14 protein-coding genes and 4 tRNA genes are annotated in these 14,165 nt (G+C 54.0%); 10 read left to right on the plus strand and 8 right to left on the minus strand.

Features of this window, described 5'->3' with window-relative positions; genetic code table 11:
* Positions 1 to 21: 21 nt before the first annotated feature.
* The gene (locus BUA39_RS00685; RefSeq protein ID WP_072791627.1) at positions 22 to 318 is read right to left on the minus strand and encodes a virulence factor; all 297 of its coding nucleotides are present in this window, start codon (positions 316 to 318) and stop codon (positions 22 to 24) included.
* A 240-nt stretch (positions 319 to 558) separates the two neighbouring features.
* Here BUA39_RS00685 and BUA39_RS00690 point away from each other — a divergent pair, with 240 nt between their 5' ends.
* Both BUA39_RS00690 and BUA39_RS00695 read left to right on the plus strand, forming a co-directional pair.
* On the plus strand, positions 559 to 1,671 hold the full coding sequence (locus tag BUA39_RS00690) for a Ppx/GppA phosphatase family protein (RefSeq protein WP_072791629.1): 1,113 nt from the start codon (positions 559 to 561) through the stop codon (positions 1,669 to 1,671).
* A gap of 37 nt (positions 1,672 to 1,708) precedes the next feature.
* The gene (locus tag BUA39_RS00695) at positions 1,709 to 2,416 is read left to right on the plus strand and encodes an RlmE family RNA methyltransferase (RefSeq protein ID WP_072789483.1); all 708 of its coding nucleotides are present in this window, start codon (positions 1,709 to 1,711) and stop codon (positions 2,414 to 2,416) included.
* On the opposite strand, the gene BUA39_RS00700 is transcribed toward BUA39_RS00695, so the two are convergent.
* A complete protein-coding gene (locus BUA39_RS00700) occupies positions 2,413 to 2,931 on the minus strand; it encodes a MarR family winged helix-turn-helix transcriptional regulator (RefSeq protein WP_131814550.1) in 519 nt (172 codons plus the stop codon). The genes BUA39_RS00695 and BUA39_RS00700 overlap by 4 nt on opposite strands.
* Positions 2,932 to 3,147: 216 nt before the next feature.
* Here BUA39_RS00700 and BUA39_RS00705 point away from each other — a divergent pair, with 216 nt between their 5' ends.
* The 3 genes from BUA39_RS00705 to BUA39_RS00715 all read left to right on the plus strand — a co-directional run bounded on the left by BUA39_RS00705 (position 3,148) and on the right by BUA39_RS00715 (position 6,277).
* The gene (locus tag BUA39_RS00705; protein ID WP_072789489.1) at positions 3,148 to 4,116 is read left to right on the plus strand and encodes an ABC transporter substrate-binding protein; all 969 of its coding nucleotides are present in this window, start codon (positions 3,148 to 3,150) and stop codon (positions 4,114 to 4,116) included.
* A gap of 82 nt (positions 4,117 to 4,198) precedes the next feature.
* Positions 4,199 to 5,230 carry an ABC transporter permease gene (locus BUA39_RS00710; protein WP_072789492.1) on the plus strand — a complete coding sequence of 344 codons (1,032 nt, stop codon included), beginning with the start codon at positions 4,199 to 4,201 and terminating at the stop codon, positions 5,228 to 5,230.
* 12 nt (positions 5,231 to 5,242) lie between these two features.
* A complete protein-coding gene (locus BUA39_RS00715) occupies positions 5,243 to 6,277 on the plus strand; it encodes a quaternary amine ABC transporter ATP-binding protein (protein ID WP_072789495.1) in 1,035 nt (344 codons plus the stop codon).
* A gap of 80 nt (positions 6,278 to 6,357) precedes the next feature.
* Here BUA39_RS00715 and BUA39_RS00720 read toward each other — a convergent pair whose 3' ends face one another.
* The 3 genes from BUA39_RS00720 to BUA39_RS00730 all read right to left on the minus strand — a co-directional run bounded on the left by BUA39_RS00720 (position 6,358) and on the right by BUA39_RS00730 (position 7,672).
* Positions 6,358 to 7,284: a hypothetical protein gene (locus BUA39_RS00720; RefSeq protein ID WP_072789497.1), complete on the minus strand. Its 927-nt coding sequence runs from the start codon at positions 7,282 to 7,284 to the stop codon at positions 6,358 to 6,360.
* A gap of 203 nt (positions 7,285 to 7,487) precedes the next feature.
* Positions 7,488 to 7,563, minus strand: a tRNA-Val gene (locus BUA39_RS00725).
* Positions 7,564 to 7,596: 33 nt separating this feature from the next.
* Positions 7,597 to 7,672: transfer RNA gene (locus BUA39_RS00730), tRNA-Val, on the minus strand.
* 334 nt (positions 7,673 to 8,006) lie between these two features.
* Here BUA39_RS00730 and BUA39_RS00735 point away from each other — a divergent pair.
* A tRNA-Asp gene (locus BUA39_RS00735) sits at positions 8,007 to 8,083 on the plus strand.
* A gap of 69 nt (positions 8,084 to 8,152) precedes the next feature.
* On the opposite strand, the gene BUA39_RS00740 is transcribed toward BUA39_RS00735, so the two are convergent.
* On the minus strand, positions 8,153 to 9,049 hold the full coding sequence (locus tag BUA39_RS00740) for a LysR family transcriptional regulator (RefSeq protein ID WP_072789500.1): 897 nt from the start codon (positions 9,047 to 9,049) through the stop codon (positions 8,153 to 8,155).
* Between the two features lie 323 nt (positions 9,050 to 9,372).
* A complete protein-coding gene (gene galE, locus BUA39_RS00750; protein ID WP_072789506.1) occupies positions 9,373 to 10,377 on the minus strand; it encodes a UDP-glucose 4-epimerase GalE in 1,005 nt (334 codons plus the stop codon).
* A gap of 175 nt (positions 10,378 to 10,552) precedes the next feature.
* Here galE and BUA39_RS00755 point away from each other — a divergent pair, with 175 nt between their 5' ends.
* Positions 10,553 to 11,620 carry a glycosyltransferase family 2 protein gene (locus tag BUA39_RS00755; protein ID WP_131814551.1) on the plus strand — a complete coding sequence of 356 codons (1,068 nt, stop codon included), beginning with the start codon at positions 10,553 to 10,555 and terminating at the stop codon, positions 11,618 to 11,620.
* Positions 11,621 to 11,665: 45 nt separating this feature from the next.
* Here the strand turns inward: BUA39_RS00755 and BUA39_RS00760 are convergent.
* Positions 11,666 to 11,755, minus strand: a tRNA-Ser gene (locus BUA39_RS00760).
* A 138-nt stretch (positions 11,756 to 11,893) separates the two neighbouring features.
* Here BUA39_RS00760 and BUA39_RS00765 point away from each other — a divergent pair.
* The 3 genes from BUA39_RS00765 (at position 11,894) to rpmA (ending at position 13,901) form a co-directional block, all read left to right on the plus strand.
* Positions 11,894 to 12,724 carry a DUF2059 domain-containing protein gene (locus BUA39_RS00765; protein WP_242648519.1) on the plus strand — a complete coding sequence of 277 codons (831 nt, stop codon included), beginning with the start codon at positions 11,894 to 11,896 and terminating at the stop codon, positions 12,722 to 12,724.
* Positions 12,725 to 12,966: 242 nt separating this feature from the next.
* The gene (locus BUA39_RS00770; RefSeq protein ID WP_072789510.1) at positions 12,967 to 13,608 is read left to right on the plus strand and encodes a 50S ribosomal protein L21; all 642 of its coding nucleotides are present in this window, start codon (positions 12,967 to 12,969) and stop codon (positions 13,606 to 13,608) included.
* A gap of 23 nt (positions 13,609 to 13,631) precedes the next feature.
* Positions 13,632 to 13,901 carry a 50S ribosomal protein L27 gene (gene rpmA / locus BUA39_RS00775; RefSeq protein WP_058314257.1) on the plus strand — a complete coding sequence of 90 codons (270 nt, stop codon included), beginning with the start codon at positions 13,632 to 13,634 and terminating at the stop codon, positions 13,899 to 13,901.
* Positions 13,902 to 14,165 lie beyond the last annotated feature (264 nt).

Consider the following 14,165-nt stretch of genomic DNA (forward strand, 5'->3'; position numbering starts at 1 on the left):
GTTGTCCTTATGCCGCGGGATTTAGATCCGGCCATCGTTGTCAATCAGCGCTTTCAATCGCGCCTGGTCATAGTCTGCCTCAAGTTTCGCGGCCTCAGCCTCCGCGATGTCAGCAGGGTCTCCGTCCACAACATAAGGGGTCGCCTTGCGCCATTCGGCCAAGTAATCGTCGGTTTCCGCCGCGCCCGATTTCATGGCCGCCCGGTCAATCGCCTGTTCAAAGCGTTCCGACAATTGTTTCTTGGCTCCGCGACGGCCTTTGCCCACAATCACCTGCGCCGGGATATCGCGCCAGTAAACAATTGTGACGTCAGGCATGACGTGATTCCTTTTTGTTGTCTGACCTTTGTTACAAGACGCAAAGATCGGCGCGTTGCGCATTTTCGACTTAATGGCCGCGTTCCGCGACGTGGGCCTTTGTAACGACCAATACCTCTTGGGGCGAGGGGGGCTGCGCTGAAAAATCTGCATGATGATGATGAGCGACGCTGTTTGCGGGATTGCGTGGGCGCAGTGAAATCACTAGGTTGGAGTTAACTCGAAATGGAGGGCGTGATCATGGCGCCCAAGCGTCCCAATGGTGCGGGCGCATTCCCGAAAGCGGTCGAAAGCCCCGCGCCGAAAACGCCTGATCCCAGTGAGCTTTACGCTGCGCTGGATCTAGGTACCAACAGTTGCCGCATGTTGATTGCCCAGCCGAAGGGGAGTCAGTTTCATGTGGTCGATAGCTTCTCGAAATCCGTGCAGCTTGGCGCGGGTTTGGAAAAGACTGGCCGTCTGTCCCGTGGGTCCATGCGACGCACGATTCAGGCGCTGCGCATCTGTCAGCAAAAGCTAAAGCGGCATCGCGTGAAACACATGCGTCTTGTGGCAACCGAGGCTTGCCGACGTGCGCATAACGCCAAGGATTTTATCAAACAAGTCCGCCGTGAAACTGGCCTGCAGCTGGAAATCATTCCCCCAGAAGAAGAAGCGCGTTTGGCAGTCATCAGCTGCGCGCCACTTGTGTCGACCAAGACGGAACAGCTGCTTGTCGTTGATATTGGCGGCGGGTCGACCGAACTTGTGTGGATTGATCTTTCGCGGGTCGATCGCATTGAACGCCCCAAGGCCATCATGCGCATGCATCATGGGCTGCAGAACATCGATAGCCTCTTTCCGACGGCACGGGTGGTGGATTGGATATCGGTCCCATTGGGTGTCGCCACGCTGCGGGATCAGTTTAATGATGTCGAAGACGACGCCGCGCGCTTTGCCTTGATGAGCTGGTTTTTCGAAGAAAACCTTGCCGAATTCGCGCCTTACAAAGACGAACAACCCCGCGAAGGCTTTCAGATCGTTGGCACCTCTGGCACTGTCACAACGGTTGCCGCCAGCCATTTGGGGCTGCGCCGCTATGATCGCACCAAGGTTGATGGGCTGCGCATGACCTCTGAACAGATCGATACGGTCATCAATAGCTATCTGCGCCTTGGGCCTGCAGGGCGTCGCAAAGACCCTCGGATTGGTCAGGATCGTCATGCGCTCATCATGTCCGGCTCCGCTATTTTGCAGGCGCTGCTGCGCTGCTGGCCCACGGATCGCCTGTCTGTTGCCGACCGCGGTTTGCGCGAAGGTCTGCTTTACGCGCAGATGTCAGCCGATGGCGTCTTGGAAGACGGGCCGTTTTAGGGCATACCCGCGACCTGCAAAGCATTTGGAAACTGAAATGCCTGAAAAGAAAAACACATCCGGTCGCGGGCAACGTGATCTGAAGGTCAAAGTCAAAACCGCTCGTGGGCGCAGCATCAGTTCGACGCGCTGGCTGCAGCGTCAGTTGAACGATCCTTACGTCAAACGTGCGCAGGCCGAAGGGTACCGGGGCAGGGCGGCGTTTAAGATTCTGGAACTGGATGAGAAATTCCGCTTCCTGGTGCCCGGCGCGCGTGTGGTTGACCTTGGCTGTGCACCCGGTGGGTGGCTGCAAGTCGCGGTCAAACGCGTGAATGCCTTGGGCGAAAAGCCCGGCAAGAAAATTGGCACGGTGCTGGGCGTGGACCTGCAAGAGGTCGAACCCCTTGCCGGGGCTGAGGTCCATCAGCTGGATTTCATGGAAGATGACGCGGATCAAAAGGTTAAGGACTGGTTGGGCGGCAACGCCGATGTTGTCATGTCAGATATGGCGGCAGCGTCTTCAGGTCACAAGCAAACCGACCACCTGCGGATCATCGCTTTGTGTGAGGCTGCGGCCTATCTGGCCTTTGACGTGCTGGAAGAGGGCGGCACATTTGTCGCCAAGGTGCTGGCCGGTGGGGCCGAGGGCGATCTGCAGAAGCTGCTGAAGCAGAAGTTCACCAAGGTTGTGAACGTGAAACCACCGTCATCACGGGCGGACTCGTCGGAAAAATTTGTCGTAGCGACTGGGTTCCGGGGCTAATCCGCTTTTGGCGAATAGCCTACGTGGACAGCGCCATCCACAAGATCGCCATCTTTGATCGTGTGCGCCACATAGCGCGCAGGATTTGGGGTGACGGCCTCAAGCGCATCAGCAAAGCGTTCAAATGCGGCGATCAACATCGCGCGCTCCCAGTCTTGCAGATGTTGCAGGGCTTCATCGAATTTCTGCTGCATCGGGTCAGGGGCCATACGGATGGCGTGTTCGCCGACATCGGTCAACAAAATGCGCTTCTGGCGTCTGTCGCTGTCTGACACTTTGCGTGTCACCAATCCCCGCATCTCTAACCTGTCCAGCAAAGCTGTCATTGTGGCTTGCGACACGCCCATCTGATCCGCCAATGATTTCGCCGTACTGCAGCCGCTTTCCTGCGCCAGTTTTAACAACCGTAGTTGTACCGGCGTTAGGCCTACCGCACGTGCGGCGTCTCCCATGTGCTGATCTGACAGGCACATGATGCGATTTAGGGCAGAGAGGGTTGCTTTGGTGCGGTCCACGGCAGAAAGCCTTGTAACAGGATTGTGAAAACGTGCTGGAGTTTGCTCCCGTATCTTAGAGACGAGAAACTTCGCAGAGCAAAGCGATTTTCAGCCGCGTTTGAAGTTGACGTTACGGAAGCTTTTGTTTTTGCTGTAGATGTCACAAATATTTTGATTAGCGTAGCGAAACAATTGTCGCGTAAACAACAGTGCGATTACAGCAGGGGAGAAAAGATGAAAACCAAACTTATGGCGGCAGCCTTTGGTGCTGCGATGATGCCCGGTCTTGCCAGTGCAAGCGACTGTGGCGAAGTGTCGATTACAGAAATGAACTGGGCGTCTTCGGCGATCATCACCGAAATTGCAAAGTTCATCATGGAAAACGGGTATGGCTGCACGGTACAAAAGGTGCCGTCTTCAACCACGCCGTCTTTGGTGTCAGTTGCAGAGACCGGTAAGCCTGACATCGTTACAGAACTTTGGATCAATGGCGCACCAGCCTATCAAGAGCTGCAGGATGCAGGCAAAATCACAACCGCCGCAGATGTTCTGGCCGACGGTGGCCTCGAGGGCTGGTGGGTGCCGCGCTATATGGTGGACGAAACACCTGAGCTGGCAACCGTCGAAGGCCTGAAAGCCAATGTCGAACTGATGGGCGGTCGTTTCCACAACTGCCCTGATGGATGGGCCTGCAAAAACACCAACAACGACCTCGCACAAAACTTTGGGCTTGTAGATGCCGGGTATGAAATCTTTGTGCACGGCTCAGGTGAGACTCTCGCGACGTCCATCGGTGCTGCCTATGAAAACAAAGAGCCATGGCTGGGCTACTACTGGTCACCCGATCCGCTTTTGGCGAAATACGACATGGTCAAGGTCGATTTGGGCGTGCCGTATGACCATGAGGTCTTCCAATGCGCAGCTAATGCGGAATGTACAGCAGAGGGTGTTTCAGCTTGGCCGGTTGGTCCGGTGAAAACCGTGGTCACCACCGACTTCGCAGAGCGAGAGCCTGCGGTTGCTGAGTTTATGACAAAGATGTCCTATGACAACGATACCGTTCTGGGCTTCCTGTCTTGGATGGATGAAAACAAAGCCACTTACGAAGAAGCGGCGGTTTACTTCCTGCTGAACAACAAGGACATGTGGTCCGGTTGGGTCAGCGATGAAGCCAACGAAAGCCTCGCGGCCTTCTTCGAATAAAACACACTCCGACAGGCCCGCAGAAGTTCTGCGGGCCTTTTGGTATTTGCAATAAGCACAATGACGACTGCGGGGGCGGGCAATGGCGACCTATGATTTTCTCTTTGAAAACCTTGGTTTAAAAGACTGGTGCAGCGATGGCGGCGGCGACAGGCCGGTTTCCATGGCAGACCTGCTGGCCCGCAAAAAGGGCGGTGCCGCGGAAACCTCTGTTTGGGACACGCCTTTCCCGTCGATGGACGCGCTGAACGAAGCCTGCAGCAAGTTCCCAAAGTCGCGCGATCTGACCATCGGGTTGGAAGATGGCTTTTTGGCTATCAAAGACGCGCTGCGCTTTGTGCTTGACCCAATCACCGAACCACTGAGCTGGATGCTTGATGGCGCGATGTGGCTGGCTGAGGCGACGCCATGGTGGATCGTAATCCCAGTTCTGCTGCTGATCACCTATTTCGTGTCGCGGTCTTGGTCGATTGTCTTTTCGGTAGGTGCGTCCATCCTTGGGCTGGCCTTCATTGATCACTACCTGCCTGCGATCCAAACCCTGTCGATCGTGTTTGTCTGTGCCGCCATATGCGTGGCGCTTGGGGTGCCGATAGGCATCGCCATGTCACGTTCAAACCGACTGCAGCGCGCGGTACTGCCGGTGTTGGACATGCTGCAAACCCTGCCGACCTTTGTGTATCTGATCCCGCTGATCTTTCTGTTCAGCGTCACGGAATCTAAACTCTACGGCATTGCGATCATCTTATACGCCATCGTCCCGGTCATTCGTCTGACGGACCTTGGCATTCGCATGGTGGACAAAGATGTGCTTGAGGCTGCGCAAGCCTTTGGCATGACCCCGCGCCAGAAACTCTACCAAGTGCAGATCCCGCTAGCGCTTCCGAACATTATGGCGGGCGTCAACCAGACCATTATGATGAGCCTTGCGATGGTGGTCATTGCCTCGCTGGTCTCTGCGCCGGGTCTTGGCGTGCTTGTACTGCGCGGCATCCGCAACTTGGAACTAGGTGTTGGGCTTGTTGCCGGCCTTGGCATTGTGATCCTCGCGATCATCCTGGATCGCGTCACCAAATCCGCACTCGCGCGCGTCAATGCCGCACAACATCACTAAGGGCCCGACGACATGAGCGCACCAATGATCTCCATCCGCAATCTTTACAAGATTTTCGGAGCAAATCCCGCCGCTGCCATGGCCAAAGTCCGAGAGGGTATGGGCAAAGAAGAGCTGAACGCAGACTACGGCCATGTGCTTGGCCTGAAGGACATCAATGTCGACCTGATGGAGGGGGAGATCACCGTGATCATGGGCCTTTCCGGGTCTGGAAAATCTACCCTGGTGCGGCATATCAATCGGCTGATCGACCCGACCTCTGGCGAGGTATTGGTGCAGGGCGAAAATGTTCTGGACTACGGCGAAGAAACGCTGCGCGACATGCGGCGCAAAACCATGTCGATGGTGTTCCAGCATTTCGCCCTGTTGCCCCACCGCAGCGTCCTGCAAAACACGGCGACCGCTCCAATTGTCCGAGGCGAGGACAAAGCCGTCTATGAACCCGAGGCCCGGAAGTGGCTGGAACGGGTTGGCCTTGCGGGCTACGAAGACAGCTACCCGCATCAACTGTCCGGCGGCATGAAACAGCGCGTCGGGATCGCGCGCGCGCTAACGTCAAACGCCCCGATCATGTTGATGGACGAAGCTTTCTCTGCCCTTGATCCATTGATCCGCACGGACATGCAGGACCTTTTGCTGGAACTGCAGGTGGAGCTTAACAAAACCATCGTCTTTATCAGCCATGATCTGGATGAGGCGCTGAAACTGGCCGATCACCTTGTGATCCTGAAAGATGGCGAGGTCGTGCAGCAGGGCGAACCCCAGCACATTCTTTTGAACCCAGAAGACGACTACATTGTCGACTTTATTTCCGACATCAATCGCGCACGTGTTCTGCGCGTGCGCTCGATCATGGAGCCGGTCAAACAGGACGTTTCACATGTCGGAGAGGTGCAACGTGAAGCCACGCTGGAACAGGTCATCGCGCAAACCGGCGGCGAATCCATTGGTGCCTATTTGGTGAAGCACGAAGGCGACGTTGTCGGTGAATTGAACATGAGCACTCTGGTGCGGTCATTGGTGCCGCAGAAGCGCAGCGGGCAATAGGACGTCCAATCAAATATATTGTCGGTTGCTGTCTTGCGACAGGCAACAAGTGGCCTACGGGTTCAAATTATTGCTCGAATCTAATGATTTTCGACTGGCAACTGAACCGGTAAATCAGAGAAGAACCTTTCATTGAGCCAGGCGTTGCCGTCCGAGATCTCCAACAGAATACCGTCGTCGTTGTCACTTGGGAACGGCAGCCTCGGCGCTAAAGTGCGTGCCAAGAGTAGGACCGCACCGCGTATCTTCCGAAGAATCCAAGGCAAATGCCCGTGAAGCCCAAGCATGTTGAGATGCCGTTGAATGACGAGCTCCGAATAACAGGGGGATGCGTTGGCGACGCGACACTGGGCACTTGCGGGTTGTGTTGCCAAGGATAGACCTGCCCTTGAGCAGAAATCCTCAATCAGATCTCCATTTGAAAAGTTGCGTCGATCAAATACGGTAGCGCTGATGCGGTCAAAACCAAAGACATCTGTCCAAAGCTTTATCTGCGTTGCGTAGTCCACCAGGAAGTCGGCGTAGGATCGTTCAGTCATAAATTTCTGAAAGGCCTGTGTTTCAGCGGTGGTTCCGGTAACCATCTGAGAGTAAACACTTCTTGTATAGTCTAGTTGATTCCGGAAATAGAGTATGATTTTCACCTCCCCAAATATTCTTATTAGATTCCGCTTTAGTTGTAGGATGTCATTTTCTCTTTGGACCAGTTGGTAGATGAATTCGCTTGAGGCGACGAAATTGGTGTAGTCCGAAGTTTCGACCTCTGCCTCAACCTTTGCCCAGAAGACCTGTTTAAGTTTCAAAAATTCGTCTTCGCTAAGCAGTTTGATTTTCTCAACAAAGTATTTCTTTGCTTCTGGTGTCCCTGTCGAAGCTGCTATTTTCCAAGAGTTTCCGATTTCAAGAGCGTCAAGCTGACCGTGGCTAATATTAGCCCGTTGAGATTTAATGAAACTCTGGATCGACGTACTGCCGGCCTTCCCCGTACCAATATGAATGCACAGCATTAGGCCACCCTTTACAGTTGATTGCAAACTTGAATTGTCCAAGATTGTATTCGAAGGCTTGGGTTTGGCGAAGAGGTTAGTCGAAGAAATTTGTTTTTCGACAGTTGGTTATCTTAGCCGTCGCAACTGCAGAGCTCCAACATCTTGGATGTCGTCCGATGTTCATTCAGGCTGGGACTGTTTAGCTGAAAAATCGGTAGTACTGGTGGGTCGTGAGAGGCTCGAACTCCCGACATCTTCGGTGTAAACGAAGCGCTCTACCAACTGAGCTAACGACCCATCTCGGCCACCGTGCGAAACACAGTGAGAGAATGGTGGGTCGTGAGAGGCTCGAACTCCCGACATCTTCGGTGTAAACGAAGCGCTCTACCAACTGAGCTAACGACCCGGTGACGCAGCTTTTAATCCTTTAGCCCCGGGGAGGGCAAGGGCAAATCTCAACTTTTTTAGCAAAAATGGTCGGTGCGCCGGCCGTGCTTATTTTCCTAATCTTTCCATAGGGTTCGCCTGTAAATATATTAGGGTGCTTGGGGCGTTGGCCGAATGAATTAGAATTTTTTCGGCGGAAAATACTCAGCAAACAAGGGGCTATGGCAGAGCGGTTTCTGATCGGTGAAAAAAATGTAATTTTGTTTTCGCAAACCGCTTGACGATGTGAACGCCTACGCATAAACCACCTCTCACCGCAGCGACGGCAACGCAGCTACGGTGATTTTCAGAGAGCGGTTGTAGCTCAGTTGGTTAGAGTACCGGCCTGTCACGCCGGGGGTCGCGGGTTCGAGCCCCGTCAACCGCGCCACTTTCGATTTAGACACAAAGCGCCCCAAGGGGCGCTTTTTGCATTTCTGAGTTCGATGTTTTCAACCGCTTAGTCGTCAAAATGCGCTTTGTATCTGGGTGCAAAGAAAGATGTGAAGGCTTTCACTTCCGGTCGACGGTAGGCTGATTGGCTCACCAAGAGCCAGCAGGTGTTGTAGGTTTCGGGGGGCAGTTCAAAACAAGGGACAAATGTGTCGCTTGTTTTGAGGTAGGTACATGGCATCGGCCCAATGCCAGCGCCCATTTTCACGGCCGAAATAAGCGTTTCAATATCCGAGCAAGTCATCGCGATCTGGCTTGGATCAATGCGATCCAGCACCCAATTGTTTATGAGCCTTGGTATGTTCTTGCCGCGATAGACCACAAACTTGTGGCCACTGAGGTCGTTCTCAGACGTCGGATGCCCGTGTTTGGCAACATAGCTGTTTGAGGCGACCAACGCGCCTTTGATGTCAGTGATCTTACGACAAATCAAAGTTTCATCATCAATCACCCTGTCGAAACGGATCGCGACATCGGCTTCGCCAGCGGAGAGATCGACGAAGTCGTAGCGGCGAATGAATTCAAATTGGACGTTGCCGTAGCTCTCAACAAAGTCTTCCAAAATGGCAGAGAATTGGCCGGTGAATACGGAATCGGGTGCCGTGAGGCGGATAACTCCCCTTGTGGCCGCGTGCAGCGTCGATGCTTTTTCATGGAAAGCCCTTGCTGCGGTTTCGATCTCTTCCGCGCCTTGGATGAGCGCTTCGGCCTCAGGCGTGGGCTGAAACCCTCGAGTGTTTCTCTCAAACAGGGTGAGGCCCAACGCATGTTCCAAAACATCAATACGGCGCGCCACAGTTGGTTGGGCCATGCCCAACTCTTTGGACGCAGCCAAAGTGGAGCCGGTTCTAAGCACCGAAAGGAACACCCGAACATCTGACCAATTCCGAAAAGCGTTCTTCATTTTTGAAGAACAGCACAATGTTGCGGCGGATACCAGTATTTTGCCGGGGCGCCTACGGTGGACCTATCTCAACCCGGAGGCAAACCGATGACACTAACGCAATCATGGTTCACACTGTTCATCCCGAAGCGGACATCTAAAGACCTGAATGAAATCAGCGCCTCAGATTGCACTCCACGGGAAGAGAGTTTGGAGGCCTCCAACGAAGAACGCGCATTCCTGCGCGATCTGATATGCGAGCATTCGGAGGCAGTCCAAAGCGAACTCGGTGTCATGGCCCTCATGAGCCAATACCCAAGTCGTTTCTGATAGTTCTTACGTAATCAAACAGTCTTGCTGTACTGCAACCAGGCCCAGCTTGAGTCACACATATCCTGCAGTGTTTTGGTTGCTGAGAACCCAAGAACCTCTTTGGCAAGCGATGGGTCCGCGTAGCATGCAGCTATGTCTCCGGCACGGCGCGGTGCGATCTTGTAGGGCAGGGGGCGGCCGCAGGCTTCGGAATAGGCATTGATCATTTCCAGTACGGAAACACCCTGACCGGTGCCAAGATTGACCACATGGCCCGTGCCATCGCGCTCTAAGGCCTCCAGTGACAAAACATGTCCCTGTGCCAAGTCGCTGACGTGAATATAGTCGCGGACACCGGTGCCATCCTCTGTCTGATAGTCATCGCCAAAAACCTGAACTTCAGGCAGCTCACCCGCCGCCACTTTGGCAATATAAGGCATCAGGTTGTTTGGGATATCTTTTGGGTCTTCGCCAATCATCGCGCTTTCGTCGGCTCCGACGGGGTTAAAATACCGTAAGACTCCGCAAATCCAACGCGGGTCCGCCGCCGACATCGCCTCGATCATTTCTTCGCAGACGAGCTTGGTCATCCCGTAGGGGTTTGTATGACCACGCGTGGCAGTTTCCGTGATGGGCAACTGATCCGGTTCGCCATAGACCGTGGCCGAGGACGAAAAGACCAGTTTGAAAATACCCAATTCGGCCATGGCGCGGGTCAATGTGACGAAGCCGCCGATATTGTGATCAAAATACTCAAGCGGCTTTTGCGTAGATTCACCGACAGCTTTCTTCGCTGCAAAGTGGATCACGGCGTCAATTTCGTGGTCTTTAAGGACTCTGCGCACGAAGTCTGCGTCGCGGACGTCGCCGGTTTCGACCGCCGGAACTGTGCCAGTGATTTGCGCCAGTCGTTCAGGTACAGAGGGGGCGGCGTTCGAAAAATTATCCAGAATAACCGCCGTATGGCCGGCCGCACAAAGTGCCACATAAGTATGCGACCCAATGTAGCCCGCGCCGCCTGTCAACAAAATGCGCATGTGAACCTTTCCCCAATGCCGATAATGCCTTAGGACCTAGCCGTTCCAAAACTTAAGGGCAACTTCTGTCCTTTGTTATGTTAGAGAAAGAGTCGCGACAGATCTGAGATACGTCAATCGGTATCGTTTTGTGATCCGTCAGAAACTGTATGAAGGCGAAAGAGCGGGCGCAGATATGATAACCGATTCCAACAGTTTAAGCTGGACATTGGCGATTTGTACCTACAACCGACCGCAACACCTTTTACCGACATTAGGGTTCATTGCCACACAGCACCGCCTTCCGCTTGAAATTGTCGTCGTGGATGCTTCTGACGATTGGGAAAAGACGCGTGCAGAGGTTCGTGAGACTTACCCAGATTTGTGGGACAAGGTCGCGTTGCGTTATGAGCCGGCAGACGTCCGATCATTGACCGCGCAACGCAATCAGGCACTCCGGTTGGCGCAAGGCGATATTGTTTTTTCTTTGGATGATGACATCCATCTTTTTCCAGACACGGCCGAAAAGATCATGCAGGCCTATGAGGCCGACCAAAACGAGGACATCAGCATGATCGGTGCGTTTTTTGTGGAGCCGGGACCAGATGCCGTCGCTGATACGTCTGATGCAGGGCCCCTCGCGCCTGTTGAACATGGCAGTTTCAAGCAGCGGGTTGAGGCGTGGCTCAGGTCCCAATTCACTTTGGATAAGCATTTTGTGCCCTACTGGGCACCGTTGACCGAAGCTCCATTGCCGGATCTAGCGATAAGCGAGGGTCTTTTGGCCGGGGGGTTGATCAACGGCGGGCGCACCACGTTCCGACGCAAGTTTGCGCTGAATGCGGGCTGGTCCGAATTCCTACGCTACTACGCGACACATGAAGACTCAGATTTTTCCTACCGTATGGCGCAAATGGGTCGACTTGCGGTGATGCCAGCGGCGCGCTTGTTCCATGCCGACGGCAATGAGGGACTTTATCGTCGATACCGTGTGAATGTGATCCGCGTCAGAAATCTGATGGCGCTTCACCGCGTGCATTCGGACAATCGACAACGATCTGCTTTTCGCCTGGCGACATCGTTCCTTTTCTTTGCCGCCCTATATGCACTGATTGATCCGATGCAGAAACGGCTCACATTCCCGACCATGCGCGCCTATCTCGCGGGGTTCGTACAAATTCCATGGGTCTTGTACAAACCAACGCGCGATTTCAAGAAATGGTATATCGACCTGCAAGAACGCATGTATCAACTCAAAGACTAATTCTTTTCGGCTAGCCGTTTAGAAGCGTTTGCAAAATTGGGGTAATGGCGGAGAGACAGGGATTCGAACCCTGGGTCCCCGTGAAGGGACAACGGTTTTCGAGACCGCCCCGTTCGACCACTCCGGCACCTCTCCGCTGAGGTCAGATGTGGGTCTGGTGGCGGCGGATGTATCGCGGAAAAATGAGCACTGCAAGGGGCTTTGCACGGTTTGCCATTGTTTGTCGGCCGATCAGCTTTAAATTGGTTGGAAACACAATTTGGAGGCTTCGTTTTGCTGAAATCCGCTTTTTCTTTTGTCGCCATGTCCCTGACGGCGGTCAGTCTTTCCTTTTCCAGCGCCGCCGCAGCGGATCGAGAGGATGTGCGGGGCTTTCTGGAAACCACCGGATTTGACGTCGCCATTGAGTCCATCGCCGTAGGCGCTGGTGGTGCGCCTGCGATGTTGGGGCTTGAAGGCAATGATTTCGGCAAAGCCTGGACGGATCTGACAGAAGAAACCTTCGTCCCCGAAGACATGGTAGAGCGTGCGCTTGATCTACTCGAAGAACGTCTTGACCAAGACCTGCTGGAACATGCAGCAGATTTCTATGGCAGCGACCTTGGGCAGCGCCTCGTGCAAGCCGAGAACCTGTCGCATATGGATGACGACGAGCTGAAACAAATTGCGGGCCGCCAGTTGGTCGCCGGCATGGTTGAAGAGGGCAGCCCGAAGCTTGACTATTTTCAACGCATGCATGTCGCGATTGACCCAGAGGGGCTTGGCCTAAAGGCCATTCAAGCGATCCAAGTGCGATTTCTTTTGGCGGCCTCGCGTGCTGGCGTGATCCAGATGGATCTGGATGAAGGCATGCTTTGGGCGCAGATTGAAGAAAATGAATCGGCCACACGGCTTGCCATTTTGGAAGGCGCCATCGCAGGCGCGGCGTATACATATCAGGACTTCTCCGACGATGAGTTGGAGGCCTATACGATCGCTCTGGAAGACAGCCGTATGCAAACCGTCTATCAGATTATGAACGCGGTCCATTACCAGATCCTCAGCGAACGGATGGATGTTCTGGCGGTTAATCTGGAAAAACTGATGCCGGTTGAGGAGCTATGAGACGCAAAACCGCCGGAAATTCACGAAAATAGGTGAAATTAGCCGTGGATTCCCCGATGCGCTGCTTGACTTGATTTCATGATGGGACCATAAGCGCGCATCGGCGTAAGGATTCCTTGCGCCGTGTTTTGTTGTAACAACGCCTCGTGAGGGGCGCGCAGTTCGAGGCGGCCCATCTTATATTCGGGTCACAACTCCCAATACGGGGGCCACAGAACGCGGTCATATGAAGGAAAAGGGACATGTTCGCAGTCCTGAAAACCGGTGGCAAACAGTATAAAGTACAGGCAGGCGATGTTCTGCGTGTCGAAAAACTGGCAGCCGCTGCGGGTGAAAAAATTCAATTCAACGAGATCCTGATGCTCGGCGGTGACAAAACCGTTGTGGGCGCACCTCTCGTTGATGGCGCTGCTGTTCAAGCGGACGTAATCGACCAGATCAAAGGCGAAAAGCTGATCAAGTTCGTGAAACGTCGTCGTAAGCACAGCTCTAAGCGTACCGTTGGCCACCGTCAGAAACTGACGCTGGTTCGCGTAACAGACATTCTGGCATCTGGCGCAGACAAATCCGGCGTGAAAGCCGCGATTGGTTCTGGTTCCGTTTCCGGCGCAGCTGTGGAAGCAGCGGCACCAGCGAAAAAGGCAGCTCCTAAGAAAGCAGCAAAAGCAGCAGCACCTGCTGCTGAAGGCGCTGACGATCTGAAGAAACTGTCTGGCGTTGGTCCAGCTCTGGAAAAGAAACTGCTGGAAGCAGGCGTCACCACATTCGCGCAGATCGCGGCATGGGGTGAAGCAGAGATCGCAGAATTCGACGAGAAGCTGTCTTTCAAAGGCCGCATCGAGCGCGAAGGCTGGGTTGAACAAGCCAAAGAACTGGCGAAGTAAGCGAAGTATAGGAGACACACGATATGGCACATAAAAAAGCTGGTGGTAGTTCCCGTAACGGTCGCGACTCCGCGGGTCGTCGTCTGGGCGTCAAGAAATACGGTGGCGAATCCGTCATCGCAGGCAACATCATCATGCGTCAGCGTGGCACAAAGATGTGGCCGGGCGAGAACGTAGGCATGGGCAAAGATCACACCATCTTTGCAACCACCGACGGTAACGTGAAGTTCCACAAAGGCCTGAAAGGCCGCACCTTTATTTCGGTTCTCCCGGTGGCGGAGGCCGCTGAGTAAGCCGACCTTAAGGTTTTGAAAACAATAGGGGGATCGGCTGTAGGGTCGGTCCCTTTTTCGTTTTGGGGCAGAGAATATTGTCAAAGCTTCGCCACAAAGGGTGGCTAGTCTTGGGCGCTCTCCTGTCTTGAAGTAGAGTGGTGGCGCATCCATTTAGGATGCAGGAAAGATGAGACCAGCATTTGGTTTTGGGAGGAACCATGTGCACCAAAGGGATCACGTTCCTTGCCCACAGGTAACGGAAGGCGCGTTTTTGCCTTCTGA

This window comes from Cognatishimia maritima, assembly GCF_900129685.1.
In the GTDB taxonomy this organism is placed as follows: Bacteria; Pseudomonadota; Alphaproteobacteria; order Rhodobacterales; family Rhodobacteraceae; genus Cognatishimia; species Cognatishimia maritima.